Annotated in this window: 22 protein-coding genes; 12 read left to right on the top strand and 10 right to left on the bottom strand. The window is 70.9% G+C overall.

The annotated features are described in order from the left end of the window. Positions 1 to 81: 81 nt before the first annotated feature. The 4 genes from AC1DX8_RS03715 to AC1DX8_RS03700 form a co-directional block, all read right to left on the bottom strand. Positions 82 to 870 carry an anti-sigma factor gene (locus AC1DX8_RS03715; RefSeq protein ID WP_477628558.1) on the bottom strand — a complete coding sequence of 263 codons (789 nt, stop codon included), beginning with the start codon at positions 868 to 870 and terminating at the stop codon, positions 82 to 84. Continuing rightward, the gene (sigK, locus tag AC1DX8_RS03710; RefSeq protein WP_477628557.1) at positions 867 to 1463 is read right to left on the bottom strand and encodes an ECF RNA polymerase sigma factor SigK; all 597 of its coding nucleotides are present in this window, start codon (positions 1461 to 1463) and stop codon (positions 867 to 869) included. Before sigK ends, AC1DX8_RS03715 begins: the two co-directional genes overlap by 4 nt. 25 nt (positions 1464 to 1488) lie before the next feature. Further along, complete coding sequence (locus AC1DX8_RS03705) at positions 1489 to 2121, bottom strand: fasciclin domain-containing protein (RefSeq protein ID WP_477628556.1); 633 nt, start codon at positions 2119 to 2121, stop codon at positions 1489 to 1491. Between the two features lie 258 nt (positions 2122 to 2379). Then, on the bottom strand, positions 2380 to 4011 hold the full coding sequence (locus AC1DX8_RS03700; RefSeq protein ID WP_477628555.1) for a molybdopterin-dependent oxidoreductase: 1632 nt from the start codon (positions 4009 to 4011) through the stop codon (positions 2380 to 2382). Between the two features lie 80 nt (positions 4012 to 4091). Between AC1DX8_RS03700 and AC1DX8_RS03695 the strand changes: the two genes are divergently transcribed. The 3 genes from AC1DX8_RS03695 (at position 4092) to AC1DX8_RS03685 (ending at position 6962) form a co-directional block, all read left to right on the top strand. After that, the gene (locus AC1DX8_RS03695; RefSeq protein ID WP_477628554.1) at positions 4092 to 4316 is read left to right on the top strand and encodes a hypothetical protein; all 225 of its coding nucleotides are present in this window, start codon (positions 4092 to 4094) and stop codon (positions 4314 to 4316) included. A gap of 63 nt (positions 4317 to 4379) precedes the next feature. Next, the gene (gene purF, locus AC1DX8_RS03690; protein ID WP_477628553.1) at positions 4380 to 5924 is read left to right on the top strand and encodes an amidophosphoribosyltransferase; all 1545 of its coding nucleotides are present in this window, start codon (positions 4380 to 4382) and stop codon (positions 5922 to 5924) included. Between the two features lie 111 nt (positions 5925 to 6035). Then, positions 6036 to 6962 carry a hypothetical protein gene (locus tag AC1DX8_RS03685; protein WP_477628552.1) on the top strand — a complete coding sequence of 309 codons (927 nt, stop codon included), beginning with the start codon at positions 6036 to 6038 and terminating at the stop codon, positions 6960 to 6962. Positions 6963 to 7030: 68 nt separating this feature from the next. On the opposite strand, the gene AC1DX8_RS03680 is transcribed toward AC1DX8_RS03685, so the two are convergent. Continuing rightward, the gene (locus tag AC1DX8_RS03680) at positions 7031 to 7903 is read right to left on the bottom strand and encodes a hypothetical protein (RefSeq protein WP_477628551.1); all 873 of its coding nucleotides are present in this window, start codon (positions 7901 to 7903) and stop codon (positions 7031 to 7033) included. 97 nt (positions 7904 to 8000) lie between these two features. On the opposite strand from AC1DX8_RS03680, the gene purM reads away from it, so the two are divergent. From purM to AC1DX8_RS03655, 5 genes are all read left to right on the top strand, one after another. Next, positions 8001 to 9116, top strand: coding sequence for a phosphoribosylformylglycinamidine cyclo-ligase (gene purM, locus AC1DX8_RS03675; RefSeq protein ID WP_477628550.1), 1116 nt, complete (start codon positions 8001 to 8003; stop codon positions 9114 to 9116). 49 nt (positions 9117 to 9165) lie between these two features. Continuing rightward, positions 9166 to 9519 (top strand): hypothetical protein, encoded by a 354-nt coding sequence (locus AC1DX8_RS03670; RefSeq protein WP_477628549.1) that lies wholly within the window; start codon positions 9166 to 9168, stop codon positions 9517 to 9519. Between the two features lie 98 nt (positions 9520 to 9617). Beyond that, on the top strand, positions 9618 to 10109 hold the full coding sequence (locus AC1DX8_RS03665) for a hypothetical protein (protein WP_477628548.1): 492 nt from the start codon (positions 9618 to 9620) through the stop codon (positions 10107 to 10109). A gap of 149 nt (positions 10110 to 10258) precedes the next feature. Further along, positions 10259 to 10744: a hypothetical protein gene (locus AC1DX8_RS03660; RefSeq protein ID WP_477628547.1), complete on the top strand. Its 486-nt coding sequence runs from the start codon at positions 10259 to 10261 to the stop codon at positions 10742 to 10744. Between the two features lie 8 nt (positions 10745 to 10752). Continuing rightward, on the top strand, positions 10753 to 11250 hold the full coding sequence (locus AC1DX8_RS03655) for a hypothetical protein (protein ID WP_477628546.1): 498 nt from the start codon (positions 10753 to 10755) through the stop codon (positions 11248 to 11250). Here the strand turns inward: AC1DX8_RS03655 and AC1DX8_RS03650 are convergent. The 4 genes from AC1DX8_RS03650 to AC1DX8_RS03635 all read right to left on the bottom strand — a co-directional run bounded on the left by AC1DX8_RS03650 (position 11247) and on the right by AC1DX8_RS03635 (position 15014). Further along, entirely contained in the window at positions 11247 to 11789 is a 543-nt protein-coding gene (locus tag AC1DX8_RS03650) for a cysteine hydrolase family protein (RefSeq protein WP_477628545.1), read from the bottom strand. The two genes, AC1DX8_RS03655 and AC1DX8_RS03650, sit on opposite strands and share 4 nt — an antisense overlap. Continuing rightward, a complete protein-coding gene (locus AC1DX8_RS03645) occupies positions 11786 to 13249 on the bottom strand; it encodes a purine-cytosine permease family protein (RefSeq protein WP_477628544.1) in 1464 nt (487 codons plus the stop codon). The genes AC1DX8_RS03650 and AC1DX8_RS03645 overlap by 4 nt, the downstream gene beginning before the upstream one ends. A gap of 120 nt (positions 13250 to 13369) precedes the next feature. Beyond that, positions 13370 to 13567 (bottom strand): DUF3073 domain-containing protein, encoded by a 198-nt coding sequence (locus AC1DX8_RS03640; RefSeq protein ID WP_477628543.1) that lies wholly within the window; start codon positions 13565 to 13567, stop codon positions 13370 to 13372. 310 nt (positions 13568 to 13877) lie between these two features. Then, a complete protein-coding gene (locus tag AC1DX8_RS03635) occupies positions 13878 to 15014 on the bottom strand; it encodes a Glu/Leu/Phe/Val dehydrogenase dimerization domain-containing protein (protein WP_477628542.1) in 1137 nt (378 codons plus the stop codon). A gap of 216 nt (positions 15015 to 15230) precedes the next feature. Here AC1DX8_RS03635 and AC1DX8_RS03630 point away from each other — a divergent pair, with 216 nt between their 5' ends. The 3 genes from AC1DX8_RS03630 (at position 15231) to AC1DX8_RS03620 (ending at position 17128) form a co-directional block, all read left to right on the top strand. Then, a complete protein-coding gene (locus AC1DX8_RS03630; protein WP_056922026.1) occupies positions 15231 to 15419 on the top strand; it encodes a BldC family transcriptional regulator in 189 nt (62 codons plus the stop codon). 70 nt (positions 15420 to 15489) lie between these two features. Then, positions 15490 to 16617: a CaiB/BaiF CoA transferase family protein gene (locus AC1DX8_RS03625; protein ID WP_477628541.1), complete on the top strand. Its 1128-nt coding sequence runs from the start codon at positions 15490 to 15492 to the stop codon at positions 16615 to 16617. Positions 16618 to 16738: 121 nt separating this feature from the next. Beyond that, positions 16739 to 17128 (top strand): hypothetical protein, encoded by a 390-nt coding sequence (locus tag AC1DX8_RS03620; protein ID WP_477628540.1) that lies wholly within the window; start codon positions 16739 to 16741, stop codon positions 17126 to 17128. 227 nt (positions 17129 to 17355) lie between these two features. Here the strand turns inward: AC1DX8_RS03620 and AC1DX8_RS03615 are convergent, their stop codons facing one another. Beyond that, on the bottom strand, positions 17356 to 20673 hold the full coding sequence (locus AC1DX8_RS03615; RefSeq protein WP_477628539.1) for a response regulator: 3318 nt from the start codon (positions 20671 to 20673) through the stop codon (positions 17356 to 17358). Positions 20674 to 20815: 142 nt separating this feature from the next. Between AC1DX8_RS03615 and AC1DX8_RS03610 the strand changes: the two genes are divergently transcribed. Then, on the top strand, positions 20816 to 21454 hold the full coding sequence (locus AC1DX8_RS03610; protein ID WP_477628538.1) for a GyrI-like domain-containing protein: 639 nt from the start codon (positions 20816 to 20818) through the stop codon (positions 21452 to 21454). The last annotated feature ends 142 nt before the right edge of the window (positions 21455 to 21596 follow it).

The following is a 21596-nucleotide window of genomic DNA, read 5'->3' as shown; positions in this document are numbered from 1 at the left end:
CTGCACTTCTGGCCACCCGTCTCGCACCTGAGGGGCCGGATCGGCCCTGGGTGCGGCACGGGTGGCCAGAAGTGGGATGAGTCAGGAGAAGCTGAAGAGGGCCAGTGGTGCGGTGGTCGGTGCGCTCGAGCCGCCGGCCGGTTCCATGGTGATCCCCGCGCCGGTGGCCGTCGCAGCGTCTCCGTCGAGCAGCACCGTCACGGTGTCGGCCGACCCGTGGGGCATGACGCCGGCGCTGACCATGCCGCGGTTGGGCTGGTCGAACCAGAGCTGGAAGTCCTTGCCGTCGGGCGCCGCCGGCATGTGGTCGGCGATGATCACGGCCTTGCCGAGGGAGGCGCTGCGCACGATCGTCGCCCTGGCGCCGCCGATGACCTTCTCGTAGCGCTGGGCGTCCTTGGCCTCGAGCACCTGCTCGGTGGCACTGACGTTGCCGCCGCCGTTGTTGTCCCACGGGCTCCACGCGATGCCCCCGACGAGCAGGACGGCCGCTGCAGCCGCACTGGCGAGCCAGGCGGTCACCCGACGCCGCGGCCGGAACTGCACGACGGTGGAGTCAGCCCGGGTCGGCGCATCAGCCGTGGACGAGGATCCGCCAACGGGTCCAGAGGCGACTGGGCCACGGGACTGCGCCTCGAGAGGGGGGAGCGGGCGGACCATCTTGATGCCGGCCAGCACGGATTCGCGCATCGACGAGGGAGGTGCGGTCTCGCTCATCAGGGCGAGCTGGGTCGCGGCCTCTTGCAGCGAGGCCACCTCCGCCTGGCACTCTGGGCACTCGGCGAGGTGCAGCTCGAAGTCGCTGCGCTCCTGCTCGTCGATGGCGTCGACTGCATAGGCGCCGACCAGTCCGTGGATGTCGGCACTCATGACTGCACCCCCAGGGTGTCTCTCAGGCGGATAAGTCCGTCACGTATTCGGGTCTTGGCGGTGCCCAAGGGCACTTCCAGGAGGGAGGCCACCTCGGTGTGCGTGTAGCCGCCGAGGTAGGCGAGCTCGACCGCGCTGCGCTGGGTCGGTGTAAGCGAGTCCAGGGCGTGGCGCACTCGTTGGGCGTCCAGGCGACGTTCGACCGTCTCGGCGGTCTCGTCGTAGGTGCGTTCCTGGTTCCGCGAGCCGTAGGTGTCCTCACGGTCGGTGGACGCCTGCGCGGACCGCACCCGGTCGACCGCCTTGCGGTGGGCGATGGTGAGCATCCAGCTCACCGCGCTGCCCCGCGTGGGGTCGAACCGGGCGCTGGTGCGCCAGATGTCCAGCAAGGCCTCCTGGGCCACTTCCTCCGACTGCGCCGGGTCCCGCACCACGCGGAGCACCAGCCCGTAGATCCGGGCCGACACCGCGTCGTACAGCTGGGCGAAGGCGTTCTCGTCACCCAGGGCGCTCGCTCGGAGGAGGCCGGCGAGGTCGGTGCCCACGGCAGCGCCTCCCCAGGACGGTTGAGGGCCTGAGGGGGTAGCTGCCATGGGCACCATCATCGCTGATTCAGCCTCAGCCGGGGAGGAGAACGCCGTCGATGATGTAGACCGTGGCGTTCGCGGTCTGCACGTTGCCGCAGATCACGTTGGCCTGGCCGACCTTGAACGACTCACCGGAGCCGGTCACCGTGATGGTGCCGCCGCCGAGGGTCTTGTGCTCGCCCGCGAGCATCTCGGGGGTGAGCTTGCCGGGGACCACGTGGTTCGTGAGCACCTTGGTGAGCAGACCCTTGGGGTCCTTCATCGCGGCGTCCAACGTGGCCTTCGGAACGGCGGCGAAGGCGTCGTTCGTCGGGGCGAAGACGGTGATGTCCTTGGCCGAGTTCAGGGTCTCGCCGAGACCGGCCTCGGTCACCGCGGTGACGAGGGTCGACAGGACGGGGTTGTTGCTGGCGGCGGTGGCGACCGGGTCGGTGGCCATGCCGGAGAAGGAACCCTTGCCGTCGGCGGGGACCGCGGAGCAGCCGGCGCCGAAGGGCTTGGCCGCCATGTCCTCGGTCGTGGTCGAGGACGAGCTCGACGACGACATCGGGGAGGACGAGGTGGACGACGCTGCGGTGTCGGAACCGGAGTTCCCACAGGCGGCGAGGCTGAGCGGAAGGGCAAGGCTGAGGGCAGCAATGGTGCTGCGGCGTGCGAGTCGCATGATGGTGGCTCCTTGGTGTGGACTGTCTGACACCCGGTATTCGGACCTGCCCACGGGGTGGATTGGACGACGCGAAAGTTTTTCTCTCCGAACGGGATTCGTGCCGACCAAACAGTCACGACCCGGCCTGGAGCTGCGGCCGGGTCGGGCACGAAGGCTCCCGGCGTCGCACGACCAGACGTGCGACAGCGGGAGCCAGGAGCCTGCGGGCGGGGCTGCGCGTGCACGTCCCGCCCGCAGGGGCTTGGGGGAGGCGGGTCAGGAGATGATGACGACGACCGAGTGCCACCCGGAGGCGCCGCCGGGGAACGGGTCGGCCCGCTTCTCGGTCTGGAACTCACCCGTGCCGTCCTTCGCGCGGACCGTCAGGTCGTGCCGGCCCGGCGTGGCATCCCACACCCAGAACCACTGACGCCAGTAGTCGGTACCCCCGTCGGGACCGAGGGTGGCCTTCTGCCACGGGCCCTCGTCCACGCGCACCTCGACCTCGGTGATTCCGCGTCGCTGGGCCCAGGCCACCCCACCGACGGCGATCCTGCCGGCCGGGTAGGTCGCCAGGCCAGCGGGCGTGTCGATCCGTGCCTGGGTCTTGACGGTGCCGTCGGTCAACCAGTCGCGCTTGGTCCAGTAGGCCTGCTCCGCGGCATACGTGGTCGCGGTCAGCTTGGTCACCCACTTGGTGGCGCCCACGAAGCCGTAGAGGCCCGGCGTCACCATGCGCGCCGGGAACCCGTGCCGCGCAGGGAGCGGCTCGCCGTCCATGGCCACCGCGATGAGGGCGTCGCGGTCGTCGGTCAGCGCCTCGATCGGCGTCGAGATCGTCATGCCGTCGGTGGACTCGCTGAGGATCTGGTCGACCCCGTCCTGGATGCCGGCGCGCTCGAGCAGGTCGCGCACCCGCACGCCGAGCCAGCGGGTCGAGGAGATGTAGGGACCGCCGACCTCGTTGCTGACGCAGTTGAGGGTGATGTCCTTCTCGATCATCGGCATCTTCAGCAGCTCGTCGAAGGTGATCGTGAGCTTGTTGTCGACCTTGCCCACGATCTCGAGCTTCCAGTTGTCGACGTCGATCCGCGGGATGACCAGGGCGGTGTCCACGCGGTAGAAGTCGTTGGCCGGCGTGCGGAACCGGCTGATGCCCTTGACCTTGCCCTCGAGCCCGGTGGGCAGCGGCTGGAGGGTGTTCTGCGGCGTCGGCAGCGCCACCGACGACGGCAGCGTGGCGGGAGCGGCGAGCTTCTGGCCGAGCGCTCCGAGCGCGGCAGCGCCCACGGTGACGCCGGCGGCGCCGAGGAGGAAGTTGCGTCGCGCGGGCGAGCCGGCCTCCCCCTTCGCGTATGCCGTGTGGTCCAGCGGCGACTCGGGCTTCGCCTCACCCCTGCGGGCGGGCGCAGGGCTCTCGGACGAGTGGGTGACCGCGCCTGGGGTGGGCAGGTTCGGGATGAGGGAGCGCAGGCCGGTGATCGTGAGGACACCGACGATGGCCGTCACGAACGCCGGCACGATGTCGAACGGCGCGGAGGCGGGCCGGAACCACGCGGCGAGGCCGGCCAGCGAGGCCAGGCCGACGACGAGGATGTTGGCCAGGCTCGGCTTCGTGCGCGACACCAGCCCGATCGCCGCTGCGGCGAGCACCACCACGAGGGTGACGCTCCCGAGCAGGATCGGCTTGTCGGCCGTGCCGAAGTTCTGGACCGCCCACTCCTTGACCGGCGTGGGCGTCGCGTCGATGACGGTCGAGCCCACGGCCAGCACCGGCGAGGCGGCCGGGTTCACGAACGCGGCGACGAGGTGACCCACCGCCATACCGGCTGCCGCCGCGAGCACGCCGCTGACGGCATACATCGCGCGCTGGCTCTTGGTGCCGGGTGGTCGTGAGATGGGTTCCATGATTGCTATTCGTACTCGCACCCGTCCCGGATGGGGTGCCCGACCCGGTCGCGCGACCGTCGCGCAGGTAGCGTGAGCGCGTGCCACCCACTCGTCGCTACCCGAACTTCGTCGCCTTCATCGCCACCGGCGCCATCCTCGGCTTCATCGCCGGGTCGGCGATCGCCTACTTCGGCGACGACGCGAACACCTACGGCCACGACTACAGCGTGACCAGCGCCGTGCTCTTCCTCGGCGTGACGGGCGCGGCCCTCTTCGCGCTGCTGGCGGCGGTCGTGGCCGTGCTCCTGGACCGACGCAGCTGATCCCGTCGCGGCGCGCCCGGACGGGCGGTCGTCCCTGCCGGGGACTGTGGGAGACTGGGCCACGTGGCACGCGGCGACGGACAGCTCTCGCATGATCTGCTTCCCGGCGAGAAGGGCCCGCAGGACGCCTGCGGGGTCTTCGGTGTCTGGGCTCCCGGCGAGGACGTCGCCAAGCTGACCTACTACGGCCTCTACGCCCTGCAGCACCGCGGGCAGGAGTCGGCCGGCATCGCGACCTCCGACGGTCGTTCGATCCTCGTCTACAAGGACATGGGCCTGGTCTCCCAGGTGTTCGACGAGCGGTCCCTCGCCTCGCTCCGGGGCCACCTGGCGGTGGGGCACTGCCGCTACTCGACCACCGGTGGCTCGACGTGGGAGAACGCCCAGCCCACCCTCGGCGGGCACGCGGAGTCGACCGTCGCGCTGGCGCACAACGGCAACCTGATCAACTCCGCCGAGCTGCGCGAGATGGTGCAGGAACGCCGGGCCGAGGGTTACGGCGCCGAGGGCGGCGAGCTCGGACGCGGCAACACCACCGACACGGCGCTGGTCACCGCGCTGCTGGCCGACGACCCCGACCGCTCGCTCGAGGCAGCCGCCCTCGACCTGCTGCCCAAGCTGCGCGGCGCCTTCTGCTTCGTCTTCATGGACGAGCACAGCCTGTATGCCGCCCGCGACCCCCAGGGGATCCGTCCCCTCGTGCTGGGTCGCCTCGAGCGCGGCTGGGTGGTGGCCTCCGAGACGGCCGCCCTCGACATCGTGGGGGCCTCGCTGATCCGCGAGGTGGAGCCGGGCGAGCTGATCGTCATCGACGAGGACGGCCTGCGCTCCCAGCGCTTCGCCGAGACCGACCGCAAGGGCTGCGTCTTCGAGTACGTCTACCTGGCGCGACCTGACACGACCATCAACGGCCGTGGCGTGCACGAGTCGCGGGTCGAGATGGGCCGCACGCTGGCCCGGGAGCACCCCGTCGAGGCCGACCTGGTCATGCCGACCCCCGAGTCGGGCACGCCAGCCGCCATCGGTTACGCCCAGGAGTCGGGCATCCCCTACGGCCAGGGCCTGGTCAAGAACTCCTACGTCGGTCGCACCTTCATCGCACCCTCGCAGACGATCCGTCAGCTCGGCATCCGGCTCAAGCTCAACCCGCTGCGTGAGGTCATCAAGGGCAAGCGCCTCGTGGTGGTCGACGACTCCATCGTGCGCGGCAACACGCAGCGCGCGCTGGTGCGGATGCTCCGCGAGGCCGGGGCCGCCGAGGTCCACGTGCGCATCTCGTCGCCGCCGGTGCGCTGGCCCTGCTTCTACGGCATCGACTTCGCGACCCGCGCCGAGCTGATCGCCACGGGCATCGGGGTCGAGGAGGTCTGCACGTCGATCGGTGCCGACTCCCTGGGCTACATCTCCGAGGAGGGCATGGTCGCGGCCACGGAGCAGCCCGGCAACTCCCTCTGCACCGCCTGCTTCACCGGCACCTACCCGTTGGAGCTGCCGGACGCGAGCCGGCTCGGCAAGAACCTCTTCGAGACGCTGCCCCTCGATGTCGACGTGGACGGGGTGTCACTCGGCGTCGCCGGTGGCGCCGAGGACGCCCTCACCCGCCCGTAGCCCCCCGGTTCGATGTAAACCCGCCGGTGATCCCCGGCGCGTTTACATCGACAGCCGGGGAGCCTGTGGAGAACTCCCGGCCCCGGTGGGTCAACTCGGCACCATCCTGGGATGGACAGGCGCTCCCGGACCGACCTCCAGGGCCTCCGGCTGGCGGCCCCGGACGGCGTGATGTCCCGCGCCGACCTGCGGGGCCACGGCTGGGACCGCGATGCCGTCGCGCGTCAGGTCGCCGCCGGGCGGTGGGCGCTCCACGGTCGGCAGACGGTGGCCCTCCACACGACCACCCTCAGCACCGGGGCCCGTCGGTGGCGTGCGCTCTGGGAGGTCGGCATCCGCGTTGCCGCGCTCGACGGCGTCACGGCCCTGCACATCGCCGGGCTCTCGGGCTTCCAGGACGACCGGATCCACCTGTCGGTGAAACACAATGCGCACGTGCCACCCGTGGACGACCTCGTCCTGCACAAGGTGGTCCGACGGATCGACGGCGAGCTCGCTCCTGCGGGGATCCCGCGCACCGGCCCGGCGATCGCCGCGGTGCGGGCCGCCCACTGGGCGGTCAGCGACCGACAGGCCGCCCTGCTGCTGGTGATGCCTGTGCAGCAACGGCTCGTCACCGGCGCACAGCTGGTGGCCGCCACCCAGAGCGTCCGTGGGCGGACCCGTCGAGCGTTCATCCCGGCCGTGGCCAGGGACATCGCCGATGGTGCGCAGAGCCTGGGAGAGCTCGACTTCGCGACGATGTGCCGCCGGCGGGGCTTGCCAGAACCCACCCGACAGGCCGTCCGGACGGTCGGCGCAACTCGGGCCTACCTCGACGTCGCCTGGGAGGAGATCGGACTCGTCGTCGAGATCGACGGCTCGCAGCACCAGTGGGGCGTCGCGTCGACGGACGACCAGTTCCGCCAGAACGCGCTGGTCATCAGCGGCGACCGGGTCCTGCGGATGACCCTCATGGGGCTGCGCCTGGAGCCAGACCGGTTCATGGACCAGGTCTGCGCTGCGCATTCGAGGTTCGCCCGCCGCCGAGCAGGCTGATTCGATGTGAACCCGCCGGGGTTTCCCGGCGCGTTTACATCGACCCGAGGAGAGGGCGGAGGGAGCGGTCACGCACCGGCGACGGGGGCGTCCTCGCGCCGTGGCTCACGCCACAGCTCGATGGTCTGGGTCAGCCAGAACGTCCCGAACTGCGCGATCAGCACGGCCTCGAGCCAGAACACCCAGTGGTCGAGCCAGCCCAGCCACGGCCCGGTGACTGCGATGACGGCGATCGAGGCCACCATCAGCACGAAGCCCAGGAAGTACCGGTTCCAGAAGTGGGCCCGCGGCGGCCGGCCGTCCTCCTTCGCCTGCTTGAAGGCCAGCCCCCGGGCGCTCACGAAGACCACCGCGACGATCCCGATGAAGAGCAGGATGGCGGCGGTGTTGTGGCCGTGGCACATGAAGGCACCCCGGTTGACGACGTAGAAGCCCGCGAGTCCCAGGAACGCCACGACCGAGAAGGCGAGTGCGGCGCCAGCACCCTTGGAGAGCGCCTTCTCCGAGGCGGGGGTCGCGAACAGCTGGATCCCCATGACGATGACGAAGGCGATCACGGCGACCGACATCAGCGCTGTCACGTTGTTGCTGATCGCGTCTCGCACGTCGCGCGGGATCGCGCTGGCCACGCAGACCTTCTCGGGCCGCGTCGGCACGAACCCCACGATGAAGGCGAAGAACCCCGACCCGTTGAGCAGCACGTCCTCGACGTCGGTGTTGCCCTGGTAGACGATCAGGCAGGTCCCGACCGCGCACAGGCTCGACACGAAGACCGCGCGCACCGGCGTGTAGTAGGACGCACTGATCGACTGGAGCATCTGACCGTTCGCCGAGTTGATGTACATCGTCACGGAGATGAACAGCAGCACCACCAGCAGCACCATGGCCAGCCGCAGGTAGCGGTACGTGCGCAAGAGGTCGAACTGGTAGGTCGTGGACATGGCCTATCCCCTCGTGAGAACGGTCCCTGCACCACTGATGAGGAGGATCCCACGGCCGCGTCTGATACGTCAGCCCCCGCGCACTAGGCTGGGCGGCGTGAGCGAGCCGATCACCTATGCCTCCGCCGGAGTCGACGTCGAGGCCGGTGACAAGGCCGTGGAGCTGATGAAGGCCAGCGTCCGCCGAGCCACCCGCCCGGAGGTGCTCGGTGGCCTGGGTGGTTTCGCGGGCCTGTTCGACGCGTCGGCGATCGCTCGCATGACGCGCCCCGTGCTGGCCACCAGCACCGACGGCGTGGGCACCAAGGTCGCGATCGCGCAGGCCCTCGACAAGCACGACACGATCGGCTTCGACCTGGTCGGCATGGTCGTCGACGACATCGTCGTCTGCGGTGCCGAGCCGCTGTTCATGACCGACTACATCGCCACCGGCAAGGTCGTCCCTGAGCGCATCGCCGCGATCGTCACCGGCATCGCCGCTGCGTGCGAGCAGGCGCGAGTGGCCCTCGTGGGCGGCGAGACCGCCGAGCACCCCGGTCTGCTCGAGCCCGACGAGTACGACGTGGCGGGTGCTGCGACCGGCGTGGTGGAGTATGCCGACGTGCTGGGTCCCGATCGCGTCGTGCCCGGCGACGTGGTGCTCGCGCTCGGTTCGAGCGGCCTGCACTCGAACGGATATTCGTTGGTGCGCAAGGTGATCGGCTCGGCCGGCTGGCAGCTGGACCGTCACGTGGACGACTTCGGTCAGACCCTCGGCGAGGAGCTGCTCACCCCGACGCGGGTCTACTCGGCCGACCTGCTCGACCTCATCCGCACCGACGGGATCGACGTCCACGCACTGTCGCACGTGACCGGTGGGGGCCTCGTGGCCAACCTCGCGCGGGTCCTCCCGCCGACGGTCTTCGCCCGGCTCGACCGCTCCACGTGGACACCGCCCGCGGTGTTCTCCACGATCGGGTCGCTGGGCCAGGTGCCGCGGGCCGACCTCGAGCGCACCCTCAACATGGGAGTCGGCTTCGTCGCGATGCTCCCGGCCGACCAGGTCGACGCGGCCACCCGCGAGCTCGAGGCGCGCGGCATACCGGCCTGGACGATTGGTGAGGTGTCCGCGGCCGAGGACGCCACCATCGACGCCGCGCACGAGGTGGTCCGGGGCGCCAAGGGTGTCGAGGGCGGTGCCGTGCAGCTGGTGGGAGACCACCCCGCCGGCTGAGTACCCCACCTCATGCGGCGGGTGTCGGCCGGGCGCCACACTCGACGCCATGGCCAGACGTTCCAGCAGCACGATCGCGTGGTCCCTCGGCGTCGGGTGGCTCGGCGCGCTCGCCATCGGGGTGGCCGGGCTGGCGCTCACCCTCGTGGTGGAGGTCGCGTCCGCGGCGCTGGACGCGCTGGGCCACGCGCCGTCGGACCCGACCTCGAGCACTGACATCTGGGTCGTGACGGGTGTGTCGATGGCGTTGTGCCTCGCGGTCGCCGGCGGTGGAGGATGGGTCCTCGCGGGCAGCCCCGACGGCCTGACGCCGCGCTGGCTGGCCGGGTTGGCGGTGGGCCTGCTCGGCGCGGCCGCGGGCGCGGCCGTCTTCGCGATCGTCTTGGGTTTCACCCCGGTCTGAACGCCGCCCGGCGGGGACTCCGAGCACGAATGGTGGGCTCCCCGGCAAACCCTGGCGGCGACTTCCCCGAGGAGCTGCGCCGGGGTTACCGTCGGGCTGTGTGGTCGCCCGATGACGAGGACCAGACGGTGCGCCAGTACCGGTTCCTGTTGCGCACCGCACCGCTCGACGCACTCGAGGCCGCGCACGTCGAGGCGTTGACGCCGATGTGGCGCTCGCGGCGCTCGGTGGTGCTGCGGGCCGTCCAGGAGGGCCTGGTTGCCGGGGCGCGGCTCGACCCCGACGACGTGGGCCCGATCGCGCACCTCGTGGCGTTGGGTGAGCGCCGCCGGCCGGGTGACTTCCTGCGCGCCTGTCCGCCCGCGGTGCTGACCCCGCTCGCCGGGGCGGTCATCCTCAGTGAGGCGATGTTCGGCCGGTTCGGCGGGTATGCCGCGTGGGACGGTCGCGACCCCGAGCTCGCCGAGGTGGGGGAGTGGGCCGACGGTGGCTTCGGCGAGCACTGGCACGACGTGCTGATGAACCGGGTGAGCTACCGCAACTTCGTGGGTGGGCCGAGCTCGCCGGACACGGCCTTCGGAGGTCATTGAGGGCGGGTCGCCCCCCCTCGCACTGGTTTGTCACCGATTGGGGTGTCCACTCTGCACCAGAACGCCCCGACCGCCTCATCCTTCTGGTGGAGTCCGAGAGCGCATTCTGGGTGAGCCGGTCCGGACCCGCGCTGCCTACCGTCTGAGAGGTGAGCATCTTCAAGCGTCGCACTGCGGCCGAGCCGAGCGGCCCGGTCGAGCGTCCGCAGGTCCGCCAGTACCGCTACCTGCTCCGCACGGCCGACCTCCGCTCCCTCGAAGGCGTGCACCGTGACGCCCTGGCCTCGCTCGACGTCCTGATCCGCGCCCACATCCTCCGCACGTCCCAGGACCGCACCCTCAGCGGCCGAGAGCTCACCGTGGACGACGTCTCCGGGCTCGCACACCTGCTCTGCACCGGCGAGGTGCAGACCCCCGGCATCATCGTCTCCGCCCTGACGGACGCCGCCCTCGAACGGCTGGCCCACCGGGTGATCACCCACCCCGACGCCGGACCGCTCCTCGAGGGCTACTCCAGGTGGGACGGCTCCGACCCGGAGCCGCTGCGTCAGTCGAGCAGCGCCACCAGCCCGGTCATCGTCGTGACATCGCAGCCGACCCCCGTGGGGGCCCCACGGAGCCTCGCCAGCCCTTAGCATCAGGCATGGGGACAGCTCAGCGCGCCGAGGACCAGAGCGTCAGGCAGTACCGCTACCTGTTGCGCACGGCGTCGCTCGACGCCCTGCAGGCCGCCCACCACGAGGCGCTCGACCACCTCGACGAGCGCCAACGCGCGTTGGTCCTGGCCGCCGTCCGGGACGGTCTGGTGGCGGGTCAGCGCCTCGCGCCGGGTGACACCGGCGCGATCGCGCGACTCGTCAGCATCGGTGAGCGCCGCGACCCGCGAGCCTTCCTCGACGCGTGCGACCCCGCGGCGCTGCACGCGCTCGCCGACGCGGTGAACCTGGCCGAAGCGGCCTTCGGCCTCTTCTCCGGGTATGCCGCGTGGGACGGTGCCGATCCCCAGCCACGGGACGTGGGTGTGGACCATGGCGGTACCGGCGCCCGGGAGACCTTGGGGGTGCAGGTGAACGCCGCGAGGGAGCTCGCCCGCGTCCACGGCGCGCAGACCGGCGTGGGAGCCGGCGGTGGCGGCTTCTAGCCGAGCACCTCGTCGGTGGTCGCGAGCTTGACCAACGGCGCGTAGAGCGCCATCACGTCCAACGCCTTCTGGTGGTTGTCATTGGTCGAGCCCGCGCAGGCGTCGGTCACGACCGTGACCGACGCGCCCGCGTCGGCGGCGGCCAGGACCGTCGAGATGACGCAGCAGTCCGTCGCCACCCCGGCCACGACGAGTGGGGGCTGGTCGCCGACGACCCGGCGCAGGTCGTCGGTCCACTTGCCGAAGGTGGTCGCGACCACGGTGCGGGTGGCCAGCGCCGCGACGTCGTCGGTCAGCTCGTAGAGCCGGCTGTCCGGCGGCTCGAGTGCCCAGGGGAACTCCTCGTAGTACGGCACCCAGGCCCCGGTGGGGCTGGTCGGGGCGACGAACCGGGTGAAGACCGTGTGGTCACCGAAGCCGTCGGTGAGCCGCACGACGTTGGCTGCCGCGGCGGCATACCGCGGAGCGCGCCAGGGGCTCGACGGGTCGCCGAAGACGCGCTGGAGGTCGATCGCCACGAGCCACGGGCGCTCGGTCACGTACCGAGCTCCTGGCGTCGCACGGTGCCGCGCCGCGCGACGAGGGTCACCAGGAAGGAGAGCACCAGCGCGGCCAGCACGCCCAGGTTGGCGTAGGCCCAGCTGCCGTCCTTGCCGCCGAGCCCGAGCGGTCCGAGGAGGTAGCCCTGCCAGTTGTTCCACGAGGCGTCGTCGGCGAACAGGTTGATGACCAGCCCCCAGCCGAGCACCGTGGTCACCACCATGGTGCCGATCGAGATCCAGTCCCACGACCCGTAGCGGCCGTGCGCGTCGAACAGGGCGTCGTCGTCGTAGTCGCGCCGCCGCAGGACGAGGTCGGAGAGCATGATGCCCGCCCACGACGCGAGCGGGACGCCGAGCGTGATGAGGAACGACTGGAACGGGTTGATGAAGCTCTCGGCGAAGAACACCACCCAGATCGTGCCCACGGTGAGGATGACGCCGTCGATGAGGGCGGCCCGCGGTCGGGCGATCCGGACACCGAGCGACAGCAGGGTCAGGCCGGAGGAGTAGATGCCGAGCACTGCGCCGCTCACCAGGGCCAGGATCGCCGCCACGAGGAAGGGCAGGAGGAACCAGGTGGGCAGGATCGTCGCGAGGGTGCCGATCGGGTCGGCCTGGATGCCGTCCCGGAGCTTCTGGTCGGAACCGGCCAGCAGGAGCCCGTAGATGACCAGGACCGTCGGGGCGAGCGCGCCGCCGAAGGTGTTCCAGGCGGCGATCGAGGCGCCCGAGGCGTCGCGGCGCTGGTAGCGCGACCAGTCGGCGGCGATGTTGATCCAGCCGAGGCCGAAGCCGGTCATGACGAGGACGAGGGCGCCGACCACCGCACCGGTGGAGCCGCTCGGGAGGGCGTTGACCGCCGACAGGTTCACGTGGTCGACGGTGAGGGCGATGTAGACGATCGTCGCGATGCCCGTGATCCACGTGAGGTACGACTGCATCTTCATGATGATGTGGTAGCCCGCCACGGACGCCGCCACGATCAGCGCGGCCACGACGACGCAGGCCACCACCTTGGTGCCGGTGCCCCCGCCCCAACCGAGCTGCTTGAAGATCGTGGCGGTGGCCAGCGTGGCGAGGATCGCGAGGAAGGTCTCCCACCCGATCGAGGTGAGCCAGGAGATGACACCGGGCACCTTCTGGCCGGTGACGCCGAAGGCCGAGCGCGACAGGATCATGGTCGGCGCGGAGCCCCGCTTGCCGGCGATCGCGATCAGCCCGCACAGCAGGAACGACACGACGACGCCGACGACGGTGACCAGGACGGCCTGCCAGAAGGAGATGCCGAACCCCAGCACGAACCCGGCGTAGCTGATCCCGAAGACGGAGACGTTGGCCGCGAACCACGGCCAGAAGAGGTCCTTCGGACGGGCCGTGCGCGCGGCCTCGTCGATGATCTCGATGCCGGTGGTCTCCACACCCAGGCGCTGCGTCTCGGCGCGCGTGTCAGTGCTCATGACGCGAGCGTAGACCRCAGCGCCGCGGCATACGGACATGGCCGCACGCCGCGGCGCGGCGGTGGTGACACACGAGCCCGAGGGCCCGCGCATGAGGTGGTGGTCAGTCAGGTCGTCGGGTCATTGCTGACCCGCGGCCCACTTCCCGTACTCGTCGTACTCGTCCTCGCCCACGGAGCTGTCGGAAACAGGTTCCGGCTCCGCGTAGGAGGACCCGTGCAGTTCTCGCTCAAGCGCCGTCAGGTCGGTGTTGGGAGAGAAGTACTTCAGCTCCCGTGCCACCTTGGTCTGCTTGGCTTTAGCCCGGCCGCGCCCCATGGCGTGACCCCCTCATGCGTCTGCCGGGACGGCATCGCCTCGTCGAGTCACCTCGTCGGTGCCTCGGCTCCGCGGAGCGGTCCCGGGAATCGTGTATATGTCGTGGGGTCAACGCTACATGAGCGGCGCAAGTTCTGTGGCGAGACCCACGTCTCACCTCGCCGAAAGACCCCGTTTTCGGCGCGGGCCGAGCTCCCGGAGGGACCCGGTGCCAGACTGCCCAGCGCCAGACGACCCGGCGCCAGACGACCCGGCGCCAGACGACCCGGCGCCAGGCGACCCAGCGCCAGACCGACCCCGCGCCACGCGGTCAGCGTGCGGGCAGCCAGATCCCGGCCGACTCCCGCGCCGCCATCCGCTCCTCGGCGATGTGGTCCGCCGCCGCAGCCGGGGTGATGCCGCGCTCGTCGGCCGTCCGGAGCACCTCGAGGGTGTGGTCGAAGATCGCCGCCGCGCCCTTCTTGGCCCGCTCGAAGTCGAAACCGTGCAGCTCGTCGCTGACCTGGATGACCCCACCGGCGTTGACCAGGAAGTCAGGGGCATAGGTGATGCCGCGCTCGCGCAGCCGGTCTGCCGTGCCGCCCACGCCCTCCGTGACGAGCTGGTTGTTGGCGCCGCCGCAGACGACGGTGGCGCGCAGGGCCTCGACGGTCGTGTCGTCGAGGGCCCCCCCGAGTGCGCAGGGCGCGTAGACGTCGATGTCGGAGGTGACGAGGGTGGCCGTGTCGGCGACCACGTCGATCTGGGGGTACTGCTCCGTGAGGGCTGCCAGGGCCTGTTCGTTGACGTCGGTGACCACGACGTGGGCGCCGTCGTCGAGCAGGTGGCCCGCGAGGATGCGGCCGACCTTGCCGACCCCAGCGATGCCCACGGTGCGTCCCTTGAGGGTGGGCTGCCCCCACCGGTGCTGGGCCGCCGCGCGCTGGCCCTGGAACACCCCGAAGGCGGTCAGCACGGAGGAGTCGCCGGCGCCGCCGTTGGCCTCGGACCGACCGGTCGCGAACCGCGTGGTCTCGCTCACGACGTCCATGTCGGCCACGTAGGTGCCCACGTCGCAGGCGGTGACGTAACGCCCGCCCAGGGACTCGACGAAGCGTCCGTAGGCGCGCAGGAGGTCGGGGGTCTTGTCGGTGGCGGGATCGCCGATGATGACGGCCTTGCCGCCGCCCAGGTCGAGGCCCGCCACGGCGTTCTTGTAGGCCATGCCCTTGGAGAGGCGCAGGACGTCGGCCAGGGCGGCGTCCTCGCTCTCGTAGGGGTAGAACCGCGTGCCGCCCAGGGCCGGCCCGAGGGCCGTGGAGTAGATGCCGATGATGGCGCGGAGGCCGGTGTGCCGGTCGTGGCAGAAGACGACCTGCTCGTGCGCGGACGTGTCGGTCGGCGACAGGTGGGGAGAGGCCGGTGGGGGCATGGTCAGGCTGGGGGAGGGCGACGAGGACGCGGTCACGGTGGTGACTCCTTGAGCTCGGGGTGTTTGGCCGGGGGTGTGGCGCGGATCGCGCGCCAGGTCAAGCGTATGCCCCTCTGATTCCTCCCCGCCCGGTCACAGGGTGGTCCTGTGACTAGTCCCAACGGGCCATATCGGATGACCCGTTGGGAATGTTCCCAAAGCGTCCTGCTTGTCCGATTATTGGAGGACGTCCCCTGCACTAGGAGTTATGTCATGGTTACTCGCACCACTGAGGTCGAGAAGTTGCTCACCCCCGCGGAGGTGGCGTCGCTGTTCCGGGTCGATCCCAAGACAGTCACGCGTTGGGCGAAGGCAGGGAAGCTCAACTCCATCCGCACGCTCGGCGGCCACCGCCGCTACCGCGAAGTCGAGGTTCGCGCACTGCTCTCAGACGTCCTCTGACCGAGGGGGCGCGTCGGGAGCAGGGCCCGGCGCGCATTCTCAGGCAGTGAGCGACGGTACGGTCGGTCCCATGGATTCGAGGGCCGATTCGTCGCGCCGTCYGGGCCCCCTCGCGGGAGTCCGCGTGGTCGAGGTCGGTGGCATCGGACCGGGCCCGTTCGCGGCCATGATGCTGTCCGACCTGGGTGCCGACGTCGTGCGCGTGGACCGGCCCGAGGAGGACCTCAGGCCCACTCATGCCGTGCTGCTGAGGGGCCGGCGGTCCGTCGTGGCCGACCTCAAGTCCGCCGAGGGCCTGGCCCTCGTGCTCGCGCTCGTCGACCGCGCCGACATCCTCATCGAGGGGTTCCGCCCCGGTGTCGCCGAGCGGCTCGGCTTCGGGCCGTCCGTCGCGCTCGAGCGCAACCCCCGGCTCGTCTACGGCCGGATGACCGGGTGGGGCCAGGACGGGCCGTATGCCGCGTTGGCCGGTCACGACCTCACCTACCTCGCCGTCGCCGGGGTGCTCGAGGCGTTCGCGGGGGCCGACGGCCGCCCCGTGCCGCCGCTCAACCTGTTGGGCGACTTCGGGGGTGGCGGCATGCTGCTGGCCCTCGGGGTGGTCTCCGCGTTGTGGCACGCCCGCGAGTCGGGGGCGGGCCAGGTGGTGGACGCCGCGATCGTGGACGGCGTGGCCGCGATGACGTCGATGCACCAGTCGATGCTGGGTGCCGGGCTGTGGACGGGAGCGCGGGGGGCCAACCTGTTCGACGGCGGCGCGCCGTTCTACCGCTGCTACCGCACGGCCGACGACCGGTGGCTCGCTGTCGCCGCGATCGAACCGGTCTTCTACGACCGGTTCCTGCGCGGACTCGGACTGGACGGCTCCGACGTGGGGGCGGCTCAGCTCGACGCGGCCCACTGGCCCCGGGTGGCGGCGTTGTTCGGCGAGCGCATCGCGACCAGGTCACTCTCGGAGTGGGTGGCGGTCTTCGCCGACCTCGATGCCTGCGTCGCGCCCGTGCTCACCGTGCAGGAGGCGCGCACCGACCCCCACCTGTCCGCGCGGGGTGTGTATGCCGCCGTGCCCGGCTCGCCGCTGGTCCAACCGGCCCCGGCGCCCCGCTTCTCGGCCACTCCCACCACTGCAGGCTCACCCGCCACAGATCCCGGGGCTCATACCGACGCAGTAGAAGGAGAGCTGGGGCTGACACGTTAGGGGGAGGCACCTTCCGCCGAACGGAGGAGACAATGGTCAAGGGATGGCAAAAAAACGGTTTCGGGGGTCGATTTCACGCTTCTATCAGGGGGTAGCCCTCACAACCCCCATTGGAGCCATCGTGATCAACAGCCTCGGCACGTTCCTGCAGGAGCAGCTCCGCGTCCTCGGATGGAGCCGCGCGACGCTGGCCACGCGGACCGGTCTGGACGAGTGGACCCTCGAGGGCATCCTCGACTCCCCGGTGCTCCCGGAGTGGCCGCAGCCCGACGACATGCTGGCCCTGTCCCGCGCCCTGTGCGTCTCCGTCCGGGAGATCACGCTGCGCGCCGCCGAGGGCTGCGGACTCTCGGTGCTGGGTGGCATCGACCACAACGAGGCCGTGATGCTGGCCACCAACGACGAGCTGATGCGCGAGGTGCGCCGTCGCCTGGCGCTCGGTGCCCGCACCGGTCAGTACCTCACCAGCGCCGGCCAGCAGGTGGGTCTGGACACCGCCCAGTCGGCCTGAGAGACGTCGGGTCGCCAACCCCCAAGGTGATCCGTCGATGCAGGACCCAGACCCGCCCATGAGCCAGACGGGAACCTGGCAGCACGAGTAAGTCCCTTTCAGCGAAGCCGCCGGTCACTCCCCCTGTGACCGGCGGCTTCGTCCTGTCCCCGAGTCTTTGAGCGATCCGACGGGTCCTGGTCCACCGGATCGCTCAAAGACTGCGGGTTGGTGGGGATCCGAGCGGCTCAGGACTGGCGGCGCAGCACCACGGCAAAGGCCTCGAGGGCCTTCACCGCGGCATCGAGGGCCCGCTCGACGCCCACGAGGGCGGGCTGCTCGACCACGACACCGTCCTCGCCGAGGTCCTCGACCTCCTTGCAGAGCGCCGCGAGGTGGGTCGCCCCGAGGTTCGCCGCGCTGCCCTTGAGCGCGTGCGCGAACCGGCCGAGCTCGTGGGGGGTCCCGGCCTCGCGAGCCTCTCGCATCCCCGCCAGGGTGCCCCGCGCGTTGGGTCCGAAGCGGTCGATGAACCGCAACAGCATCGAGGGGTCGCCCGGGTCGAGGTCGAGCAGCTCCTCGAGCCTGTCGGGGTCGAGCACCGTGGTGTCGGCCAGGGCCGCGAGCCGGCGGGTGTCGGGGGCGCCCTCGTCGACGTGGGTCTCCCCAGACGTGGGGACCCAGCGGTCGAGGGTCTCGCGCAGCAGGGTCACGTCGACCGGCTTGGTGAGGAAGTCGTCCATGCCCGACTCGAGGCACCGCTCGCGCTCCCCGGCGATCGCTGCTGCCGTCATCGCGATGATCGGCGTGTGGTACTGCCCGTCCTCGAACGACCGGATCATGCGGGTCGAGTCGTAGCCGTCCATCTGCGGCATCTGGCAGTCCATCAACACCGCGTCGAAGCTGCCGTCGGCCGACTGGAAGGCGTAGTAGCCGGCCAGGCCGTTCTCGGCGACGGTCACGGCATACCCGAGGCTCTCGAGGATGCCGACGGCCACCAGCTGGTTGACCTCGTTGTCCTCGACGACGAGCACGTGCCCCCGGGAGCCCGCCGACGGGCGGGCGCCGGCGCGGGCCTGGGCGCCCTCGGCGCCGTCGCCCCCATGGGCCTCGGCGCGGTCGCCGGCGACGTTGGCCAAGGTGTCGAGGAGGCTGGACGGCAGGACCGGCTTGGTCAGGGACACGTCGATCCCGGCCGACGACAACACCGCGGGGTCGAGGTCCATCGCCGAGGTGAGCAGGATGATCCGGGTGTCGGCGAAGCGGCCGTCGCCGCGCACCATCCGCGCGAACTGCTCGCCGTTGACACCGGGCATGACGTAGTCGAGCAGCACGATGTCGAAGGGCACGTTGCGCCGGTGGGCGTCGTCGAGCAGGCCGAGGCCCTCGACACCGGAGGCGGCGATGGCAGCCTCGATGTTCCACCCGGCCAGCTGCTCCTCGAGGATGAAGCGGTTGGTCTCGTTGTCGTCGACGACGAGGATCCGCAGCCCCGCGACGTCCGGCAGCGGAGACGGGTTGTCCTCGACCTCCTGCGCAGCCTCGAACCGCGCGGTGAACCAGAAGGTGCTCCCGTAGCCGGACTCGCTGTTGACCCCGATCTCGCCGTGCATCTTCTCGACGATCTGTCGGCTGATGGCCAACCCGAGGCCGGTGCCGCCGTACTCGCGGGTGGTCGAGCTGTCGCCCTGGGAGAACGCCGTGAAGAGCCGCTCCTTGACCTCGGGCGTCATGCCGCTGCCGGTGTCGCTCACCTCGACGCGGATCGTGGTGCTGCCGTCGTCGTCGGTGGACTCCACGCTGGCCCGCACCACGACCTCGCCGCTGGAGGTGAACTTCACGGCGTTGGAGGTGAGGTTGGAGATGACCTGCCCGAAGCGCACCGGGTCGCCACAGACCGCGCGGGGCACGTCGGGCAGGCAGGTCACGGCGAGCTCGAGGTCCTTGGCCCGGGCGCGCTCGGCCATCAGCGTGGTGCTCTGCTCCACGATCGCCCGCGGGTCGAAGTCGACCGCCTCGAGCTCGAGCCGCCCGGCCTCGATCTTCGACAGGTCGAGGATGTCGTTGACCAGGGCGAGCAACGCTCGACCTGCCCCGTCGATGCCGTCGGCGAGCCGGCGTTGGTGGGTGGTCAGCTCCGTGCGGCCGAGCAGCTCCGACAGGCCGATCACGCCGTTGAGCGGGGTGCGGATCTCGTGGCTCATGGTCGCCAGGAACTCCGACTTGGCCAGCGACGCGCTCTCGGCGTTGTCGCGCGCCTGGCGCAGCTTCTCGGCGGCGAGCTCACGCTCGGCGACCCGGCCGAAGATCGCCGTCGCCCGGGCCACGGTGAGGCCGTCGGTCTCGGTCGGCGGTGTGTTGGCCCGGGTGTCCATGACGATGACGCAGGCGGCCCGGCCCTCCGCGACCACGGGGGCGGCCACGAGGCTGGTGCCCTCGGTCGTCAGCGAGGCCTGCGGCGACCGGCTGCTGACGGCCTCGTGGGCCAGCCGTTGGGCCTCCACGAGGTCCTCGTCCGGGACGGGACGGGTGTCGGCCGGCACGGGCACCAGGTTGTCGTCCGGGTCCACCACCCACGCGGCCACGGACTGCCACCCCGTGTGGGTCGTGACCAGCTCCATGATCTGGGGGATGACCTCGGCCAGGGTGGTCGCCTCGTTCGCGGCCGTGGCCATGGCGGTCAGCAGGGCCAGGGCCTGTTCGGCGTCCTTGGTGGCCGTGACGTCCTGCGACGTGCCGCCCATCCGGACGATCGCGCCGGTGTCGTCGGTGCCGACCTGGCCCCGGCCACGGATCCACGCGATCGACCCGTCTGACCGGAAGATCCTGGCGTCGAACTCGAACTCGCCGTCTCCCTCCAGGGCCCGTTGCACGGCCCGGGCGGCGACGTCGCGGTCGTCGGGGTGCATGCGGTCGAGGAAGCCCTGGTAGTTGGGGGCGAACCCCTCGTCCGGCGTCACGCCGTAGATCCGGTAGAGCTCGTCGGACCACGTCACGACGTCGTTGACGACGTCCCACTCCCAGCTGCCGATCTTGGCGATCCGCTGGGCCTCGGCGAGCTGGGTCTCGCGTCGCTGCAGGGTGTTGATCAGGCGGCGCTGTTCGCTGTATTCGGTGACCCGGTGCAGCCAGGCGACGTGGCGGCCGTCGTCGTCGTTGATGGGGGTGTGGCTGACCAGGGCCCAGAATCGTTCGCCGTCCTTGCGCAGCAGGCTGCACTCGAGGTTGCTGCCGCTCTCGCGACTGGTCTCGAGGTCGTGCAGGTGGAGGGCGAACTGCGCCTGGCCCTCGTCGTCGAGCGTCTCGAAGACCGACAGCCCCGGCATCTCGTCGGGAGTGCGGCCCAGCAGCTGCGCCATGCGGGCGTTGGCCAGCACCGTGTGACCCTCGTCGTCGAAGACCCAGAGGCCGTCGGGGGAAGCCTCGACGAGCCACCGGCTGAGGTCGCCGAGGCGGCTGGGGTCGCCGAGGTCGCCCAGGTCCCGGGGCCTGGGGGCGTCCCGGAGGCTGCCTGTGCTGGAAGACGCGGGGGCGCCCACCAGCTCTCCGGACTGTGGTTCCTGCACACAGCGAGTTTGCTGCATTCGCTGGTGGAAACCCACTCGAACACTCGGTCCCGACCCGGAACGCTCTCAGCCGAACCCTCGACCCGCAGTCACGGGACGTTCGACTCAGGCGGGCAGCCACCCCGCGGACGAGGCTGGTCCCGTGACCACGACAGCCTTTCCGATCGACACGCTGTACCGACCACCTCGCGGCCGGGTCGAGTTCGTCGACGTGCCGGCCATGGACTTCCTCATCGTCCCGGGTCAGGGGGCGCCCGAGGGGCCGGAGTTCGCGGAGGCGATCCAGGCGCTCTACGCCGTGAGCTACGGCGCGCACTTCCTCGTGCGCAAGGCGTTCGGCGACGCGCCGAGGGTCATGCCGCTCGAGGCCCTGTGGTGGGTCGATGACGACCAGCAGTCCGGGGTCGAGGGGGTGGTGCGCGGGATGGGCACCATGGCTGAGACCGACCGCGACCGGTGGCACTGGCAGGCCATGATGCTGCAACCCGAACCGATCGATGCGACCGTCTTCGCCGAAGCCCTCGCGCAGGCCCGCACGAAGGACCTGGCCGCACTGGACCGGCTCACCTTCCAGCAGTGGGAGGAGGGCCGGTGTGCCCAGCTGCTGCACGTGGGCCCGTATGCCGCGGAGGCGCCTTCGCTGCGCCAGCTCCACGATGCGATCGCGGCGGCCCACCTGCGCCCGCGGGGGCGGCACCACGAGGTGTACCTGGGCGACCCTCGGCGGTCCGCGCCCGAGCGGCTGCGCACCATCCTGCGCCAGCCGGTCGAGCCCGCCTGACCGGGTGCCGACCTCGACCCTGCCGTCGACCTCGACCCGCCGTCAACCCCAATCCTGCCGTCGACGCGGACGCGCCTGACGTCGCGGGCGAACCGGGACCTCTGGCACTGTCGCGGGATCGGCACCGGCGACACCGTGGGGC

It is taken from the genome of Pedococcus sp. P2_A3 (assembly GCF_056405035.1).
The sequence above is the reverse complement of the archived record's forward strand: the minus strand, read 5'-3'. Positions and strand labels throughout refer to the sequence as shown.

Excerpts from the sequence above, each read along its gene's own strand:
- AC1DX8_RS03670 (WP_477628549.1), top strand. The coding sequence starts at position 9,166 with ATGGCCAGACGTTCCAGCAGCACGATCGCGTGGTCCCTCGGCGTCGGG.
- AC1DX8_RS03700 (WP_477628555.1), bottom strand. The coding sequence starts at position 4,011 with ATGGAACCCATCTCACGACCACCCGGCACCAAGAGCCAGCGCGCGATG.
- AC1DX8_RS03685 (WP_477628552.1), top strand. The coding sequence starts at position 6,036 with ATGGACAGGCGCTCCCGGACCGACCTCCAGGGCCTCCGGCTGGCGGCC.
- sigK (WP_477628557.1), bottom strand. The coding sequence starts at position 1,463 with ATGGCAGCTACCCCCTCAGGCCCTCAACCGTCCTGGGGAGGCGCTGCC.
- AC1DX8_RS03705 (WP_477628556.1), bottom strand. The coding sequence starts at position 2,121 with ATGCGACTCGCACGCCGCAGCACCATTGCTGCCCTCAGCCTTGCCCTT.
- AC1DX8_RS03715 (WP_477628558.1), bottom strand. The coding sequence starts at position 870 with ATGAGTGCCGACATCCACGGACTGGTCGGCGCCTATGCAGTCGACGCC.
- AC1DX8_RS03680 (WP_477628551.1), bottom strand. The coding sequence starts at position 7,903 with ATGTCCACGACCTACCAGTTCGACCTCTTGCGCACGTACCGCTACCTG.
- AC1DX8_RS03630 (WP_056922026.1), top strand. The coding sequence starts at position 15,231 with ATGGTTACTCGCACCACTGAGGTCGAGAAGTTGCTCACCCCCGCGGAG.
- AC1DX8_RS03645 (WP_477628544.1), bottom strand. The coding sequence starts at position 13,249 with ATGAGCACTGACACGCGCGCCGAGACGCAGCGCCTGGGTGTGGAGACC.
- AC1DX8_RS03640 (WP_477628543.1), bottom strand. The coding sequence starts at position 13,567 with ATGGGGCGCGGCCGGGCTAAAGCCAAGCAGACCAAGGTGGCACGGGAG.
- AC1DX8_RS03655 (WP_477628546.1), top strand. The coding sequence starts at position 10,753 with ATGGGGACAGCTCAGCGCGCCGAGGACCAGAGCGTCAGGCAGTACCGC.